Annotated in this window: 11 protein-coding genes and 1 pseudogene; 8 read left to right on the top strand and 4 right to left on the bottom strand. The window is 35.1% G+C overall.

Annotated elements, in window-relative coordinates; genetic code table 11:
* The first annotated feature begins 95 nt into the window (after nt 1-95).
* The 4 genes from AC3ANV_RS13860 to AC3ANV_RS13845 all read left to right on the top strand — a co-directional run bounded on the left by AC3ANV_RS13860 (nt 96) and on the right by AC3ANV_RS13845 (nt 3,867).
* Nucleotides 96-584, top strand: coding sequence for a hypothetical protein (locus tag AC3ANV_RS13860; RefSeq protein ID WP_488309359.1), 489 nt, complete (start codon nt 96-98; stop codon nt 582-584).
* A 221-nt stretch (nt 585-805) separates the two neighbouring features.
* Nucleotides 806-2,101 (top strand): IS110 family RNA-guided transposase, encoded by a 1,296-nt coding sequence (locus tag AC3ANV_RS13855; RefSeq protein WP_488309358.1) that lies wholly within the window; start codon nt 806-808, stop codon nt 2,099-2,101.
* Nucleotides 2,102-2,652: 551 nt separating this feature from the next.
* On the top strand, nt 2,653-3,093 hold the full coding sequence (locus AC3ANV_RS13850) for a cell wall hydrolase (protein ID WP_488309357.1): 441 nt from the start codon (nt 2,653-2,655) through the stop codon (nt 3,091-3,093).
* Between the two features lie 225 nt (nt 3,094-3,318).
* A complete protein-coding gene (locus tag AC3ANV_RS13845; protein ID WP_488309356.1) occupies nt 3,319-3,867 on the top strand; it encodes a CBO0543 family protein in 549 nt (182 codons plus the stop codon).
* A 462-nt stretch (nt 3,868-4,329) separates the two neighbouring features.
* Here AC3ANV_RS13845 and AC3ANV_RS13840 read toward each other — a convergent pair.
* Both AC3ANV_RS13840 and AC3ANV_RS13835 read right to left on the bottom strand, forming a co-directional pair.
* A pseudogene (locus tag AC3ANV_RS13840) lies at nt 4,330-4,533 on the bottom strand (DUF1657 domain-containing protein).
* Between the two features lie 34 nt (nt 4,534-4,567).
* Nucleotides 4,568-4,777, bottom strand: coding sequence for a hypothetical protein (locus AC3ANV_RS13835; protein ID WP_488314217.1), 210 nt, complete (start codon nt 4,775-4,777; stop codon nt 4,568-4,570).
* 275 nt (nt 4,778-5,052) lie between these two features.
* Here AC3ANV_RS13835 and AC3ANV_RS13830 point away from each other — a divergent pair, with 275 nt between their 5' ends.
* Nucleotides 5,053-5,262 (top strand): hypothetical protein, encoded by a 210-nt coding sequence (locus AC3ANV_RS13830; RefSeq protein ID WP_488309355.1) that lies wholly within the window; start codon nt 5,053-5,055, stop codon nt 5,260-5,262.
* 139 nt (nt 5,263-5,401) lie between these two features.
* Here the strand turns inward: AC3ANV_RS13830 and AC3ANV_RS13825 are convergent, their stop codons facing one another.
* The gene (locus AC3ANV_RS13825; protein ID WP_488309354.1) at nt 5,402-6,244 is read right to left on the bottom strand and encodes a polysaccharide deacetylase family protein; all 843 of its coding nucleotides are present in this window, start codon (nt 6,242-6,244) and stop codon (nt 5,402-5,404) included.
* Between the two features lie 540 nt (nt 6,245-6,784).
* Between AC3ANV_RS13825 and AC3ANV_RS13820 the strand changes: the two genes are divergently transcribed.
* Nucleotides 6,785-7,576, top strand: a complete 792-nt coding sequence (locus AC3ANV_RS13820; RefSeq protein ID WP_488309353.1) for an LssY C-terminal domain-containing protein — start codon at nt 6,785-6,787, stop codon at nt 7,574-7,576.
* Nucleotides 7,577-7,942: 366 nt separating this feature from the next.
* On the opposite strand, the gene AC3ANV_RS13815 is transcribed toward AC3ANV_RS13820, so the two are convergent.
* On the bottom strand, nt 7,943-9,373 hold the full coding sequence (locus AC3ANV_RS13815; RefSeq protein ID WP_488309352.1) for an IS4 family transposase: 1,431 nt from the start codon (nt 9,371-9,373) through the stop codon (nt 7,943-7,945).
* 1,085 nt (nt 9,374-10,458) lie between these two features.
* On the opposite strand from AC3ANV_RS13815, the gene AC3ANV_RS13810 reads away from it, so the two are divergent.
* Together AC3ANV_RS13810 and AC3ANV_RS13805 are read left to right on the top strand one after the other, a co-directional pair.
* Complete coding sequence (locus AC3ANV_RS13810; protein ID WP_488314216.1) at nt 10,459-11,940, top strand: glycoside hydrolase family 68 protein; 1,482 nt, start codon at nt 10,459-10,461, stop codon at nt 11,938-11,940.
* Between the two features lie 299 nt (nt 11,941-12,239).
* A complete protein-coding gene (locus AC3ANV_RS13805) occupies nt 12,240-13,610 on the top strand; it encodes a glycosyltransferase family 2 protein (RefSeq protein ID WP_488309351.1) in 1,371 nt (456 codons plus the stop codon).
* Nucleotides 13,611-13,939 lie beyond the last annotated feature (329 nt).

Raw genomic sequence — 13,939 nt, 5'->3', positions numbered from 1 at the left:
TGAAGAAATATTATTTTTACGTTGAATTTTGTAATTACCGAATAATAAGCGTATCCCTCAAAAAAATGGTAATTATATAAAATAGAGGTGATTACGTGATAGGACTTATTATAGCAATTATCGTTTATAATTTTATCGCCTTTAAGACAAATAAGAACCTATCAGGTAATAAAATTATACAAATTTGGACATTTACCGTTGCGTTTCAGATAATATTTGATGTTATTGTTGATTATAAATATCACGGTTACTGGTATTTTACTAAAGCCATTGATTGGCAAGGAATTATTCCACATTTACTATTAGTCCCACCAGTTAATATAATTTTTTTAAATTGGTTTCCTTTTAAAAAGAAAATTACTAAACAATTTGCGTACCTTGTAACTTTTGTATTATCAATAGTAATTTACGAAGCAATAGCTAAATTACCGAATCCTTGGGGATACTTTCATAATGGATGGTGGACGCTTGGGTACTCGGCAATCGTAGACCCGATACTTCTATTGATATTATTAGGATTTTATAAATGGATAAGCCAGCTAGAAATAAAAGCAGTAAGCAAATATAAGAAAAATGGTAATTGATTAGCGAATTTAACTTTTAATAATGACTTTACTCAACTAACGGGTGCAATAGTTAAAGTTGAGATCGCTGCGGCGGTCTTTTTGCTTGTTCAGCTAACGAAGCAGCATTCCTGTAATGAAGGAAAATGGAGTTTGAACAAAAAAATAACCTCTTGGTAGAATGAGAGAGTCCCGAAGCTGGCCAGCGAAAAGGACAACACTCAAATACCAGGAGGCCTAAAATGAATTATAACCAAAATAAGAAAATTGCTCAAATTACTTCTCAAACACTTATTATAGGAGTCGACATCGCTAAATTCAAGCATGTGGCACGTGCCCAGGACTTTAGAGGAATTGAGTTCGGATCCCCTTGTTATTTTGAAAACACAAAAGACGGATTCTGTCATTTTCTTAAGTGGATTTCAGAAACAAAGAAAGAACAATGCATGGATAAAGTGGTGGTTGGGATGGAGCCGACAGGCCATTATTGGTTCAACCTGGCTCACATTTTGAAAGAAAATGAGATTAAGTTTGTAGTGGTAAATCCCTTGCACGTTAAGAAAAGCAAGGAACTTGATGATAATTCACCAACTAAAAATGATGTGAAAGATGCCAAAGTAATTGCCCAGCTGGTCAAAGACGGAAGATACGCCGAACCTACAATACCACAAGGAGTTTATGCCGAACTCCGGGTGGCTAAGAAAATACGTGATCTTTTAACGGATGACCTCCAGACGGTTCAAGGCCAAGTTCATAACTGGATTGATCGGTACTTTCCAGAATTTCTTACAGTCTTTAAGAAGTGGGAAGGCAAGACGGCAATACAATTCTTGAAACTATATGCCTTACCGCATGAAATAATAAATTTTTCTGAACAAGAACTGCTCACCCACCTGAGAAAAGCCGTTACCCGGAGTGTGGGGCTTAATAAGATTCGAGAGTTAAAGCAAGCAGCCAGTAAGTCCATCGGACTTCGGCAGGGCTCTGATATGGCTAAATTGGAGCTGAAAACATTACTTGATAAATATGAATTAATCCAGATTAAATTCGAAGAATTAGATGCAAAAATAGATATTTTACTTGATGAAATACCAGGTGTACCACAAATGTTGGCCATTAAAGGGGTTGGAAGGGATACGGTCGCCGGTTTCTTTGCGGAAGTAGGTGATCTAAATGATTATTTTCATCCCCGACAAATTATTAAGCTGGCTGGCTTAAGTTTAAAAGAAAATACATCCGGTAAGCACAAAGGAAAAACGACAATTACAAAGAGGGGCCGGAAGAAACTAAGGGCTCTGTTGTTTAGAGTTTGTATGATTCTAGTCGCAAAAAATTCAGCTTTTAAAGCATTACACGCTTACTATACACAACGTTCTGATAATCCATTAAAGAAAATGCAGTCTATTATTGCTTTATGTAATAAACTGATCCGTATTTTCTTTAGCATAGGTAAAAAGCAATTTGAATTTAGTGAAGAAAAGATGTTAAAGGATATTCCTCATTTGTCAGTATCAAAGAAGGTAGAAATGGTCGCTTGATTCTGTTTTAGATTTGATTCAATAGTAGCTACGACGAGTTTTATAGCTTTGGGTATATTTGAAGCACGGATTAGTCGGCAAAGCAACTAAATTACGGGCAAAGGACCCTGTGGGGCAGCATGGCTGACATCCACCTCATGGAAAGGTTGGACGAAGGAATTTGAGAGCGAAGACTCTGTGAGGCATGGGAGGGTTGACCTCCATGAGAAATGTGGACATCCACCAGTGCGATCATATTTTAACTCATCCACCAATTTCTGTAAGTTATTGGTTAGTGGGCTATAAGTCTTTTTTCTCAAAGGGTCCAGATTTATCCTTTTCAGTAATTTACACCCTACTATTAAGCGATTAACCCAATGTAAACCACTATGAAAATCTAAGAAAAACGGAGAAATCGGGAGATTTCGCTTTCTTTATTGAGGGAGTATAGTTGAATAAAGGTATAAAAAGAATGCAATAGTTTTCATTTTACTTAAAAACTAAGCATTCTTATATATAAACAATCACATGAATGTAGCCTTTTTTTCATACTATATTTTGGGGGTGGAAAAATGCCTAGAGTAAGTTACCGAAGTTCAGACGTTGACTTAATGGCAAGGATGATGAGAGCAGAAGCCGAAGGTGAAGGAAAACAGGGAATGTTATATGTTGGAAATGTAATTGTGAATCGTCTTGTAGCAAATTGTACAGACTTTAAAGGTTTAAGAACAATTAACCAAGTTATTTTTCAAGTACAAGGAGGAAATTTTTCCTTTGAAGCAGTTCAAAAAGGGAATGTATTTTATCAAAGAGCAAGAACTTCTGAAAGAAGATTAGCAAAACAGAATTTGGATTATTGGAGAGACCCCCCAGCGAAATTTGCTCTTTGGTATTTTAATCCACATGCTCCATGCCCTCCAACATGGTATGGTCAACCTCAATCTGGTCAATTTAAAGAACATTGTTTTTATGAACCAAAACCTGGATTTTGTGATAGTATTTATAGCGGTTAAGCTTACTCTTTGAGTAAGCTTTTTTACATATTTAGAATATTTACACAAAATAAAACTTTTAGTAATAGTTTTTATGCAAGATTGTGAAATATTGTACTTAACCTAACGGGTGCAAGAGTTGAAGATCAGTCTCTCATTATGGCAGCTTTTTTTATTGCACTAAAGTGGTTTAGTTTAATAATAATAGGGAATTTTATAATCATCTTTTTATTATGGGTGATGTTTTTGGATAGATTACATTACGAAATGTATAAAGGAATAAATTTAATCAATCAAGGTTATGAAACAAGGTTTAAAATATGGCAAGAAGAGGTACTGTTTTCTTGGCGTTGGTGGTTTGGAATAGGTTTATCATTATTAAGTTGGATAGTTTGGTTCTTAATAAGAAGACGCAATAGTACTGATCGACTTTTTTATTCAGGTTTGTTTATTATGCTTGTTTCAGTTAGCTTTGACGCAATCGGTATGCAGTTAAAAGCGTGGCATTACATATATCCGATGTTTCCAGTTATCCCTGCTTATTTACCGTTTGATCTCTGCTTATTGCCTGTTTCTATCATGATTTTAATTCAAGTAAAACCAAAAATAAACCCTTCTTATAAGGCAGTATTTTTTGCTCTTTTTGCATCATTAGTAGCAGAACCTTTTTTTCGTTTAATGGATATTTATGACCCTGTTTTTTGGAAATATTTCTACTCTTTTCCGATTTATATTGCAATTTATTTAGTGGCTGACAAGCTGTCCAAAAGAAATGCTTTTACTACTTTAAGTTAGATAGAAGTCCTTTGATATACGTAGGTTTGAAAAACATAATAGTTGATAAAACAACAAATTTTCTTCTTCAACAAACGGGTGCGTTTACTTCAATAAGAAGAAAAAAAGCATAAAGAATTATTTCCCTATTTGTAGTCTAAACTAAGATGTAATTATACCATTTAAATTGGGGAATCTATGTATGGTCTTATTTTTTGCTTCCATCGTAATTTTCAATTTTGTTGCTTTAAAGATGAGAAAACAATATACAGCTTTTTCACATTTTCCATATTCAGCAATCGGGCGCATTTCTAGAACAAGAAATGCACTCTTCTTAATGAAATGGACCAGATTGTACAAAACCACCCTATAAAGGATGGTTCAGGAAAATGGACTAGATTTTTTCATAAAATATCATATTCTGATCGCGATAAATTATTTCTGGGATGGTTTATCATATTTAAGAATAACGGTTATAATTTTTTACTGATTGTACTGAGGTTCTTCACCTTGAATTTCTTGAAGACGAGGTTCAAGGCTGTCAAGCACGGATTTTGTTTGCTGCGCGGCTTGTTGATAAAGCTGTTTTGCATTTTGATTTTCGGTAGCTAACGCAAAAGATTCAAAGCTTGCCTAAGCACTTTTTAAACCTGCTAAAGCTTGTTTTACCTGTGTTCCAACTGTCATTTAAAAGTCCCTCTTTCGTTTGATTATTGAAATTCTACTCGTCTCGGTTCGTGGTACGACTGTTAGCAGCATCGACACTATCGCCCGCCTTATTTCCCATCGCTCCACCAGCAATAGCACCTGCAACGGTACCAATGGGACCAAGAACAGAACCCACAGCAGCACCCGCAACAGCACCGGCGCTAGTTCCTACAGCTTCACCAGCGTTGTTATCATCACGATTGCGTTCATTATTGTCAGTCATCCATCTCACTCCCTAGTTTTGTTTTGGGAAGCGCTAATTCATTGACAGCACATCCCAGAACATATTTTGCCCAACCGAGGACGATTTACGCAGATAGTTAAAATGAAGTTTGTCCACCAGAAGAAAGTTAAAAGTAAGTGAAAATAAAACAACAGTTCATAGGTGAATAGAAAATACAAAGGACTCTGATTATGAGAAATAAGTTGAAATATGGCAGGTTAGTTAAAAAAGGTGTTCTAATTCTTACTGGAGAATTAAAGTTAATTGACGTTTAAATGCGGTTAGATAGGGACGATCCATTTGGTTTAAATGAAGAAATAAAAATGTTGATTTTTAAGTGTTTAGATTGCGGTAAAGAAGACGAGGTTCCTGAATATGTGGTGGAAGAGTTTCATTTTGATTTAAAAGAAGATGAAGAAGTGGAAGTCGTCTGTCCTTTTTGCAATGAAACAATGCGACAATCGAGAAAAGACCCAGGTGAATAATCTTCACTTGGGTCGGGATTTGAGTCTCGTTAGCTTTCAATCGTTCTAGACCTCAATGATGTTCCATTTCAATGATGTTCCAACTCTTCATACAATAAAAAACCTACTTAGCTAAAACGAATTATAAAAAGTAGACAAGTTATTGTAAAGGAAATTCTGTTAATTTTACAAAACGGTATCCGCGTTGTATAAGTAAAGGGATGGCATCTTTTACGCCTTCAAAGGTTTGCCCTTCAGGATGATTCATATGCATGATGACAATGGATCCCGGCTTAGCAGATAGGAGGGCATTCTTCACTTGCTCCCGATTGTATGTTGCTCCTGCATCACCTAAAACACTATAGCCTACAGGTCTTTCGCCAATTTCATCTAAAATCTTTACTGCAACTTCATCATAATAAGCGGTTCCTGATCGAAAAAATTTTGGAGTTTTGCCGGTTAATTGTTGCAGCTTCCGATGATTAAGCAGGACTTCATCTACAACCTCACCAACATTTTGGGTTCCTTTAATACCCCATGCAGATTTACCATTTACAGAAAGTGGTTTATGAAGGTAGCCATGGTTTTCAATTTCAAATTGTGGTATTCGGTTTAATGCCCAAAATGTCCAATAGTTTGCATCGATCCATCGGCTATTGATAAAAAAGGTAGCTGGGATTTTCATTTGTCGTAAATAATTAATTAACTCCTTATCATAACCGCTTCCTTTCGGACCTCCGCATGCATCAAAGGTTAAGGCGATAACCTTATTATTTGTTTCTTCATGTCTATATACACCAGGGACCTCTTCACCCCAAAGTTTAGGTGTTTGATTTTTATATTTATTGACTAAGTAATTTTTAAAAGCATAATCATTATTTGGAGATGTTGACATATCCTTTATGGGTACATTATCAATATTGTTTGATGTGATATTTTCTTTATTGGAACATCCGCTAATCAATAAAAAAAGAAGGGGTATCACGACTAGCTTAGTTTTCATAATAAACCACACCTTATCGTTTAATTCCTCTTATTTTCTTATTGAAAACTTCGTAAAAAACGTGAAAAAACCCACCATAATTGGCGAGTGATTCCTATTGTTCTAATAATTGGCTTCCTTAATACATGCAGTATGTAAACGATGGACCTCCAAAAGTTGTTCTCAGATTTAAGAGTATGTTTTAGTATTAGGAATTTCCATTTTAGGAACAATCGTTCGCTTGTCCCTACGCTCCTTTTATAACAAATTGGACTTTAATAAGCGAAGCTCAATGGATGATTAGTTATTACATCATTAATGCTCATTGTGAATTATTTCACTTAAAGTAACGGGTGCAAGAGTTAAACAAGGGGTTGCTGACGCAACTCTTTTTTAATTTGCTTCCTCAATGGCAGTTTAGTGGAAGAGTGTGGTTATTTATGCAATATACTGTGTTAAAATTTATTATGTGTTAGGTTATAAAACCTTGAATCATTTAACGAAAGGAAGTATGAGTGATGGGGTCATTTATTTTAGTTGTCAAGGGTGTAATTAATTAGAATGACACGTTCAAATAAGGTATTTCGTAAATATCTCATACGGCTATCTTTGTCTGTGGTAATTATCTTAGTTTTTTGTGTTGGAGTTACTCTTTTTATACAATTTTATCCGTTTGGGAAGAGTCCATTATTATCAAAAATGGACTATCCTTTAAAGACTACAACCAAATCTGGAAAACCTGGTGATCCAATTAATGTCCTCATTTTGGGGTCTAAACAGAAAATCAACAAATATTTTAAAGAAGCTGGGTGGAAGATCCCAGATCCAATAACTGATAAAACGAGTGTAAAAATAGCGGTAGCTTCTTTGGGTAATTTACCGTATCCCACTGCTCCTGTAAGTAACCTTTACCTATATCATCGAAAGCAAGATTTAGCTTTTGAAAAACCAACCAATAGCGTACAAATTAGAGACCACATTCGACTTTGGAAAACCCATTCAACAATCAATGATGAGGAAGTGTGGTTGGGTTCAGCTACCTATGATCACGGGATTGAACTTAGTGGTAGGTCGCATCTGCCCACTCATCATATTTCACCTTCTGTGGACGAAGAGAGAAAAAGGGTTGTCCAAGATTTAAAACCATTTATGAAATCTACACTTGTTGTATCGTTTGATCAACCTAACCTTTTTGGATTCAATGGTGGCGGAGATTGGTATTACACGGACGGGAATATTGCAGTTTTATCTGTCCAGCCTTTGAATAAAAATGATTTTTCTACTCATTCAATGGCACTATCTTTAAAACAAATATTGTTACAAATCCTTTCCCCAATACTAAATTTACTTTGATAACGTTTAATCAAATGATTACTTATTCATTGCCATATTGAAAGTTTGTGAATTATTCTACTTATACTAACGGGTGCTAGACTTCAATAAGTGCCAGCCAGCTTCAACAGCCTTGGATCTTCAACAATCGGGCGCTTTTCTGGAGTAACGAAAAAAGTCCAATTTCTCAATTTTAATGCTGTAGAAATTGGGCTTTTTATTTTGGAATTTCCTTAACGTTGTAAATTCGCGTTTTGCTGGTGGTACCCCATGCCCATCAAGCTAATATTAATAAATGCGTAGAATAGAGACGTTTCTGTAAAGTGATGTCTATACTTCTAAAGAGAGACATGCCAAAATAAGCCTGGAACAGGCTATTTTTTTAAATTATGCTGCTTTCTTTTGACCCATGGTATACTGATAGACAACACCCAAAATATCAAAGACTGTCTTTTTCTCGTATCGATGAGACTTTCGCCCGTTTTTCTGTAGGAGGGCAAACAGGCGAAACAGGACCTTTGATAGCTCTTGGGTGCTTTTTTGTATCGATTGAAACAGTAATAAAAAATAATCTTTGATGATATAAATGGTTTTATATTCGCTAATTTCTTGTTTTTTCTTGGTGAGGAGTAGCTGCCGCATTTGAAACATGGTAGATGAACAAAGGAGGATAGCAATTAGTTGACCATAGAGATGACATTCTAATCGCTCTTTTTTGATCTCTTTACAATGATCGATTTCAAAGAAGGATTTCCATGTTTTAAAGAGTAATTCGATTTGCCAACGTAATGAGTAAAGATCGTGAACGTGTTCCGTTGGAACATCTTTGGGTGGTGCATTGGTGATGTATACATTCATCGCACTCAATCGTTTACTCCGTTCCTTCATGACAATCCCTTTCTTTTTCTCCTTTAACGCTTGATTTTTCCATCGTTTTCGGGTTTGTTCTTCGGTCAGTCGGTGGAAAATAACTCGAGCCGTCAACTTTTGATACTGGCCAATGTAAACGTCAGTGATTTCAAAGGTTTGCCCCGGTTTTAATTGACTCATGATCTCTTCTAAATCCAGTTGAATATATTCAGTTTGCTTTTTGATTGTTCCGTTTTTAAAGTATTCCGGTTCAGGATTCCTTAAATAAATCCGATTGTTTAATTTTAAGCGAGAGATATAATAAGCTCCATTCTCATCCATTTGATGGAGATCTTTCAGGTCAAAGTAACCTAAATCACGTATGCATAAATCACCAGTTTGTACGGTTTGTAAGCAAGTAGAACCGTAGGTTCGATCATTTTGTTTACCTGGTCCCGAGTGAACATGCATGAATTGACCACTGAGAAGATCATATTCTAATTGAATCTTTACGCCAGCTGTATGACTACTCCCTCCAGATCCTTGATAAGTTGAGGCAAACATATCTGGAAGTTGAAAGGTAGTAGAATCCAAGATTCGTATACGTTGAAACTGAGCAACATAACGATGAGGTATAGCCTGAGAGGTATATAGCTTTTGAGTAAGCAAGGAAGTGAATACATGTTGTAGAAGCCTAACAGCCGATGGATTAAATCGTTGGTTGAGTCCTTCAGGACTGATCAAGACACCCGTTGAAGATTCTAAAGAACTACATAACTGAGTCAAGGAAGTGCTCGCTACTTTTTGACTTAGCCACACGCATAACGCTATTAAATCTTTAGCTTGATACTTACTTGTCCTTTGAACAAAGCCCACTTTTCTAGCCAGCTGTTGCAGAGATTGTGGGGACAAAGATCGTTGCAATTCCTGAGAAAACAAAGTCAATTCATTTAAAACCTCGCTACACATAAAAAACACCATCCTTTCCATGATATTACAGAAAGAATAGCGTTTTTTTCGTTATGGGGGTAATGATTTGTCTTAGCTTGATGGGCATGTGGTGGTACCCCATTCAAGCCTTTCTGCCTGTTGTTCAATCTCATCAGAAATACTAATATCATTTTCGGCAACCATCCCCGGTTTCCTAGAAGAACATTGTCACACGTCAAACAATAAGTGATTCATTTGATTCTTGTTCAGAAAGGCATAAAAAAATGCCTACTTTTATTATTGTGACTACGGATATAGTATATACCTATACTTAATCCACCCAGATTAAATACAATTAGGGGTTCAACCATTTTCCTTTTAGGAGGTTATCCAAAAATACAACGAATGGGGATCTTATTGCTTTGCCCATAACCTAAAAGATATGGGGAAAAATTCCTCAAAAAAACTCAGTAAAAGATTAAGTTTGGATTTAAAATTTCTTCTATTATTATAGAATAAAAGTTAATTTTTGGGGAAAATAACTTAAAAGTTCCTCCCTCTGCAAATAAATCCATTTAACAATTTTGGAGATTTTAGTATGAAGAAGGGAGTATTTTTCATTTTTTATTAACATTCTTTTGAACTATATTTTTAAAAAATAATTTTACAAGAAAAAAATTGACTTTTATAACGTTGTTTTAAAATACTTTGATACATATTTTATGTAAAGGTTTCCAGATAGAAATAAATATTTTAATTAGGAAAGGGCATACATATGTTCCTCAATGCCGGATTAGGATTCTTTTAAACTTTGATAATAAACTAGAGACTTAAAAGAATGTTATCTCCTAATGTTAAAAATCTAAAAATGTAAATGAAAAAGAACGAAGCGCGGCTATTATCCTGGTTTAATATACCTATTACCGTAAATGTGATTAAAATCAGTACATTTTACCTGTTTGACGGAAACGGCTTATCAAAGTAATCTTTGTTGGAACCGGTTCTAATTTTAGCGAAACCTTATTTTGTTTTATTAAACGCTAAATCAACAGATAAATATTTCAAAATTCAAGCATTAGTAAATTGTAGAAAAAGAGGGGAAAGAATGTATGAATAACAAAAAAATAAATTTAAAAAAGGTTTTAAAACAAACAACAGCGTTAACTTTAACCACAGCATTTCTAATAGGTGGGGGAATTACAACTTTTGCTGCAGAAAACAACAGTCAGAATTACAATGACAACTATGGAATTTCTCATATCACACGAGATAACATGCTAAAAATCCCGGGACAACAAAACAGTCCTCAATTTAAAGTGCCTCAATTTGATGCATCAAAAATACAAAACATTGCTTCGGCAAAAGGGTATGATAAGTCAGGAAACTTAATAGATTTAGATGTATGGGATAGCTGGCCACTGCAAAACGCTGATGGTACTGCGGCAAATTATAAAGGATATCATATCGTTTTCGCTTTAGCAGGTGACCCAAAAAACAGTAATGATACTTCCATTTATTTATTCTATCAAAAGGTCGGTGATACATCGATTAATAGCTGGAAAAATGCCGGAAGAGTATTTAAAGATAGTGATAAATTTGTTCCCAATGACCCGTATCTTAAATATCAAACACAGGAGTGGTCAGGTTCTGCTACTTTAACCAAAGATGGCCAAGTCCGTTTATTTTACACAGATTACTCAGGTACTCCTGAAGATGGCGGAACCGGTGCCGGTAACCAAATTATAACAACTGCTCAAGCCAATTTATCTCAGACAGATGCAGCTACACTTAAAGTTGATGGAGTATCAGATCAAAAATCTGTCTTTGATGGCGGAGACGGTACACTTTATCAAAATATTCAGCAATTTATCGATGAAGGTAAATGGAATTCAGGGGATAACCATACTTTAAGAGACCCTCACTATGTTGAAGATAATGGTCATAAATATCTTGTCTTTGAAGCCAATACTGGGACTTCAGATGGTTATCAAGGCGATCAATCTTTCAATAATAAAGCATATTATGGCGGAAGTGACGTCTTCTTCCAAAATGAAAAAAATAATCTGTTACAAAGTCCTAAAAAACAAATTGCTTCTTTAGCGAATGGTGCATTGGGCATTGTTGAATTAAACGATGACTATACAGTGAAAAGTGTTATGAAACCCTTAATTGCATCAAACACCGTAACAGATGAAATCGAACGTGCCAATATATTTAAAATGAATAATAAATGGTATCTATTCACGGATTCAAGAGGATCCAAAATGACGATTGATGGCATTGGTGACAAAGATGTTTACATGTTAGGTTTCGTAGCCGATTCCTTAAATGGTCCATTCAAACCGTTAAATGGAACCGGACTTGTATTGAACATGAATCTTGATCCTGCAGACCATACATTTACTTACTCTCACTTTGCTGTACCGCAAGCTGAAGGTAATAATGTGGTAATCACAAGTTATATGACGAATAGAGGTTTCTATACAGACCATCAATCTACTTTTGCGCCAAGCTTTTTGCTTAATATTCAAGGATCAAAAACATCTGTTGTACCAAACAGCATCCTTGAGCAAGGACAATTAACAGTTGGCAATAACAACAAATAATTTTTCACGTTAAGATTGTCCCGGATACCGTAAAGCAAAATTCAGGGTGAAAGAAAATGTCGATAAAATATCGGCATTTTCTTTATATATTTACCGCGCTAATTAATTCTTTTAAAGATAACCTGCTGTTCAATTGAATGTAAGCAAGTTATGCGTGAAGGAAAGAGCATTCACATTCTTAAAGCAATTATAATTGCTTTTTTTATTTTGTCACGAATCAATATGATTTTTTTAATAAATTGAATTCGTTATCCAATCGCAACAAGATAAACCAAAAATTAAAAAATGGGGTATAAAATTTGTATACAGTTTCGTTCATTTTATTTATGTTATGTATACTATTTCCGTTGTTTCATACTTTCAATGCTTTAAAAGCTTCAAAGAAAACCCCTAGTTATTTGAAAGTAACACCTGACAAAGAAGTTGGAATGAGTATTTTGATTCCTTGTTACAATGAAGCTTCCATTTTGTCTACTACCATTCAAGGAATGAAGCAACTTCATTATCATAACTATGAACTGATTTTCATCAACGATGGTTCTACTGATGAGACCATGAAAGCATTAATCAGAGAGCTGCAATTAATTCCACAAGAATTAAAAAAGCCTGCTTACGCTTTAGACTTCATGCCCATTCGACAAATTTATCTTTCTAGTCAATATAAGAATGTGCTAGTGATTGATAAAGAAAATGGTGGAAAAGCCGATAGTTTAAATGCAGGAATAACATATGCCACAAATGACATTGTAATTACATTAGACGCAGATAGCGTTTTAGATGCAAAAGCCTTATCTATTTTAAATCAAGTTTTTGATGATTCCTCTGTGATTGCTGCAGGGGGGAATGTCCATATTTTACAAGGACTTGAACAAACTCGAAATGGTTTTGTGCCATCACTTCGCAATATGAAACAAATTGTACGCTTTCAGATTTTAGAATACTTGCGAGGATTTTACATTTTAAAAGCGTCATTAGCCAAATCCAATGCCTTGTCGATTATTTCAGGAGCCTTTGGAGCCTTCAAACGAAATGTATTATTAGAGGTTGGCGGATATCGACAAACAATTGGAGAAGATATTGATGTCACATTAAAGGTGCAGCAATATGCCATGAACCATAAAGGAACGCGCGTTTTATTTGTACCTGAAGCAATTTGTTTTACCGAAGTTCCTGAATCATGGAAAGATTTATACAATCAACGAATACGCTGGCAAAAAGCGTTCATGGATTGCTTTGTCTTGTATTTCATGACATTCATCAAGAGTATGGTTACCAATCGCATTTCCTTTTTCTTCTTAGTCGATTCTTTTTTAGTCGGTGTCGTCGCTTCGTATTTCACAGGATTTTTTCTGATAAGCTTGATGGTTTTTATCCCTGAAATCTCCTGGCAAGTGATTCAGTTTTATGTAATCGGATCACTTGTAGTTAACATGTTTTATATTCTCATTAGCTTAATTATTTCGAATCAGTATGGATTCGGATATTCAAAACGAAATTTATTCGCCATTATCGGTACGATTTTCTTAGATTTATTTATCTTCCGTTTTATCAATTTATTTTATATCTTGGTTGGAAGTGCAGCTTATTTCGTCAATAAAGAAGGGTGGAACAAAGTTGCTCGGACGGGTCGTAACTATTCCGTTGAGGAAGTGTACAAACAAAGTGCTTGAGTAGTAAAGAAGGGGAAAACACCAATATTCGGAAGCTATCCAAATATCTTCAACCGCATGCATTAAAAAATGGAAATGTGACACATCTCATTGAAGTAACATTACAAATTGGAATGTTATACTTCCTTCGATAGCAACGATGTAAAAGAAATTATAGAAAGGCACTGGTATTTCACAAAGCTCTTTATAAAGATCTATTCAAAAACGGACCCTAGGAACAACTTAAGGAGCATTCAATTTGCTCCTGTTTCCTCATATCATCTCTTTACTTATCTGCTACTTTGCGGTACATAACAGCAACCCTGTGACTAGGCCAACTAAACCTGTAT

Source organism: Neobacillus sp. DFD-2R, from assembly GCF_057747865.1.
This window is presented reverse-complemented; position numbering and strand designations above follow the sequence as displayed.

Excerpts from the sequence above, each read along its gene's own strand:
- AC3ANV_RS13825 (WP_488309354.1), bottom strand. The coding sequence starts at position 6,244 with ATGAAAACTAAGCTAGTCGTGATACCCCTTCTTTTTTTATTGATTAGC.
- AC3ANV_RS13815 (WP_488309352.1), bottom strand. The coding sequence starts at position 9,373 with ATGTGTAGCGAGGTTTTAAATGAATTGACTTTGTTTTCTCAGGAATTG.
- AC3ANV_RS13835 (WP_488314217.1), bottom strand. The coding sequence starts at position 4,777 with ATGACTGACAATAATGAACGCAATCGTGATGATAACAACGCTGGTGAA.
- AC3ANV_RS13820 (WP_488309353.1), top strand. The coding sequence starts at position 6,785 with ATGACACGTTCAAATAAGGTATTTCGTAAATATCTCATACGGCTATCT.
- AC3ANV_RS13850 (WP_488309357.1), top strand. The coding sequence starts at position 2,653 with ATGCCTAGAGTAAGTTACCGAAGTTCAGACGTTGACTTAATGGCAAGG.
- AC3ANV_RS13855 (WP_488309358.1), top strand. The coding sequence starts at position 806 with ATGAATTATAACCAAAATAAGAAAATTGCTCAAATTACTTCTCAAACA.
- AC3ANV_RS13830 (WP_488309355.1), top strand. The coding sequence starts at position 5,053 with ATGCGGTTAGATAGGGACGATCCATTTGGTTTAAATGAAGAAATAAAA.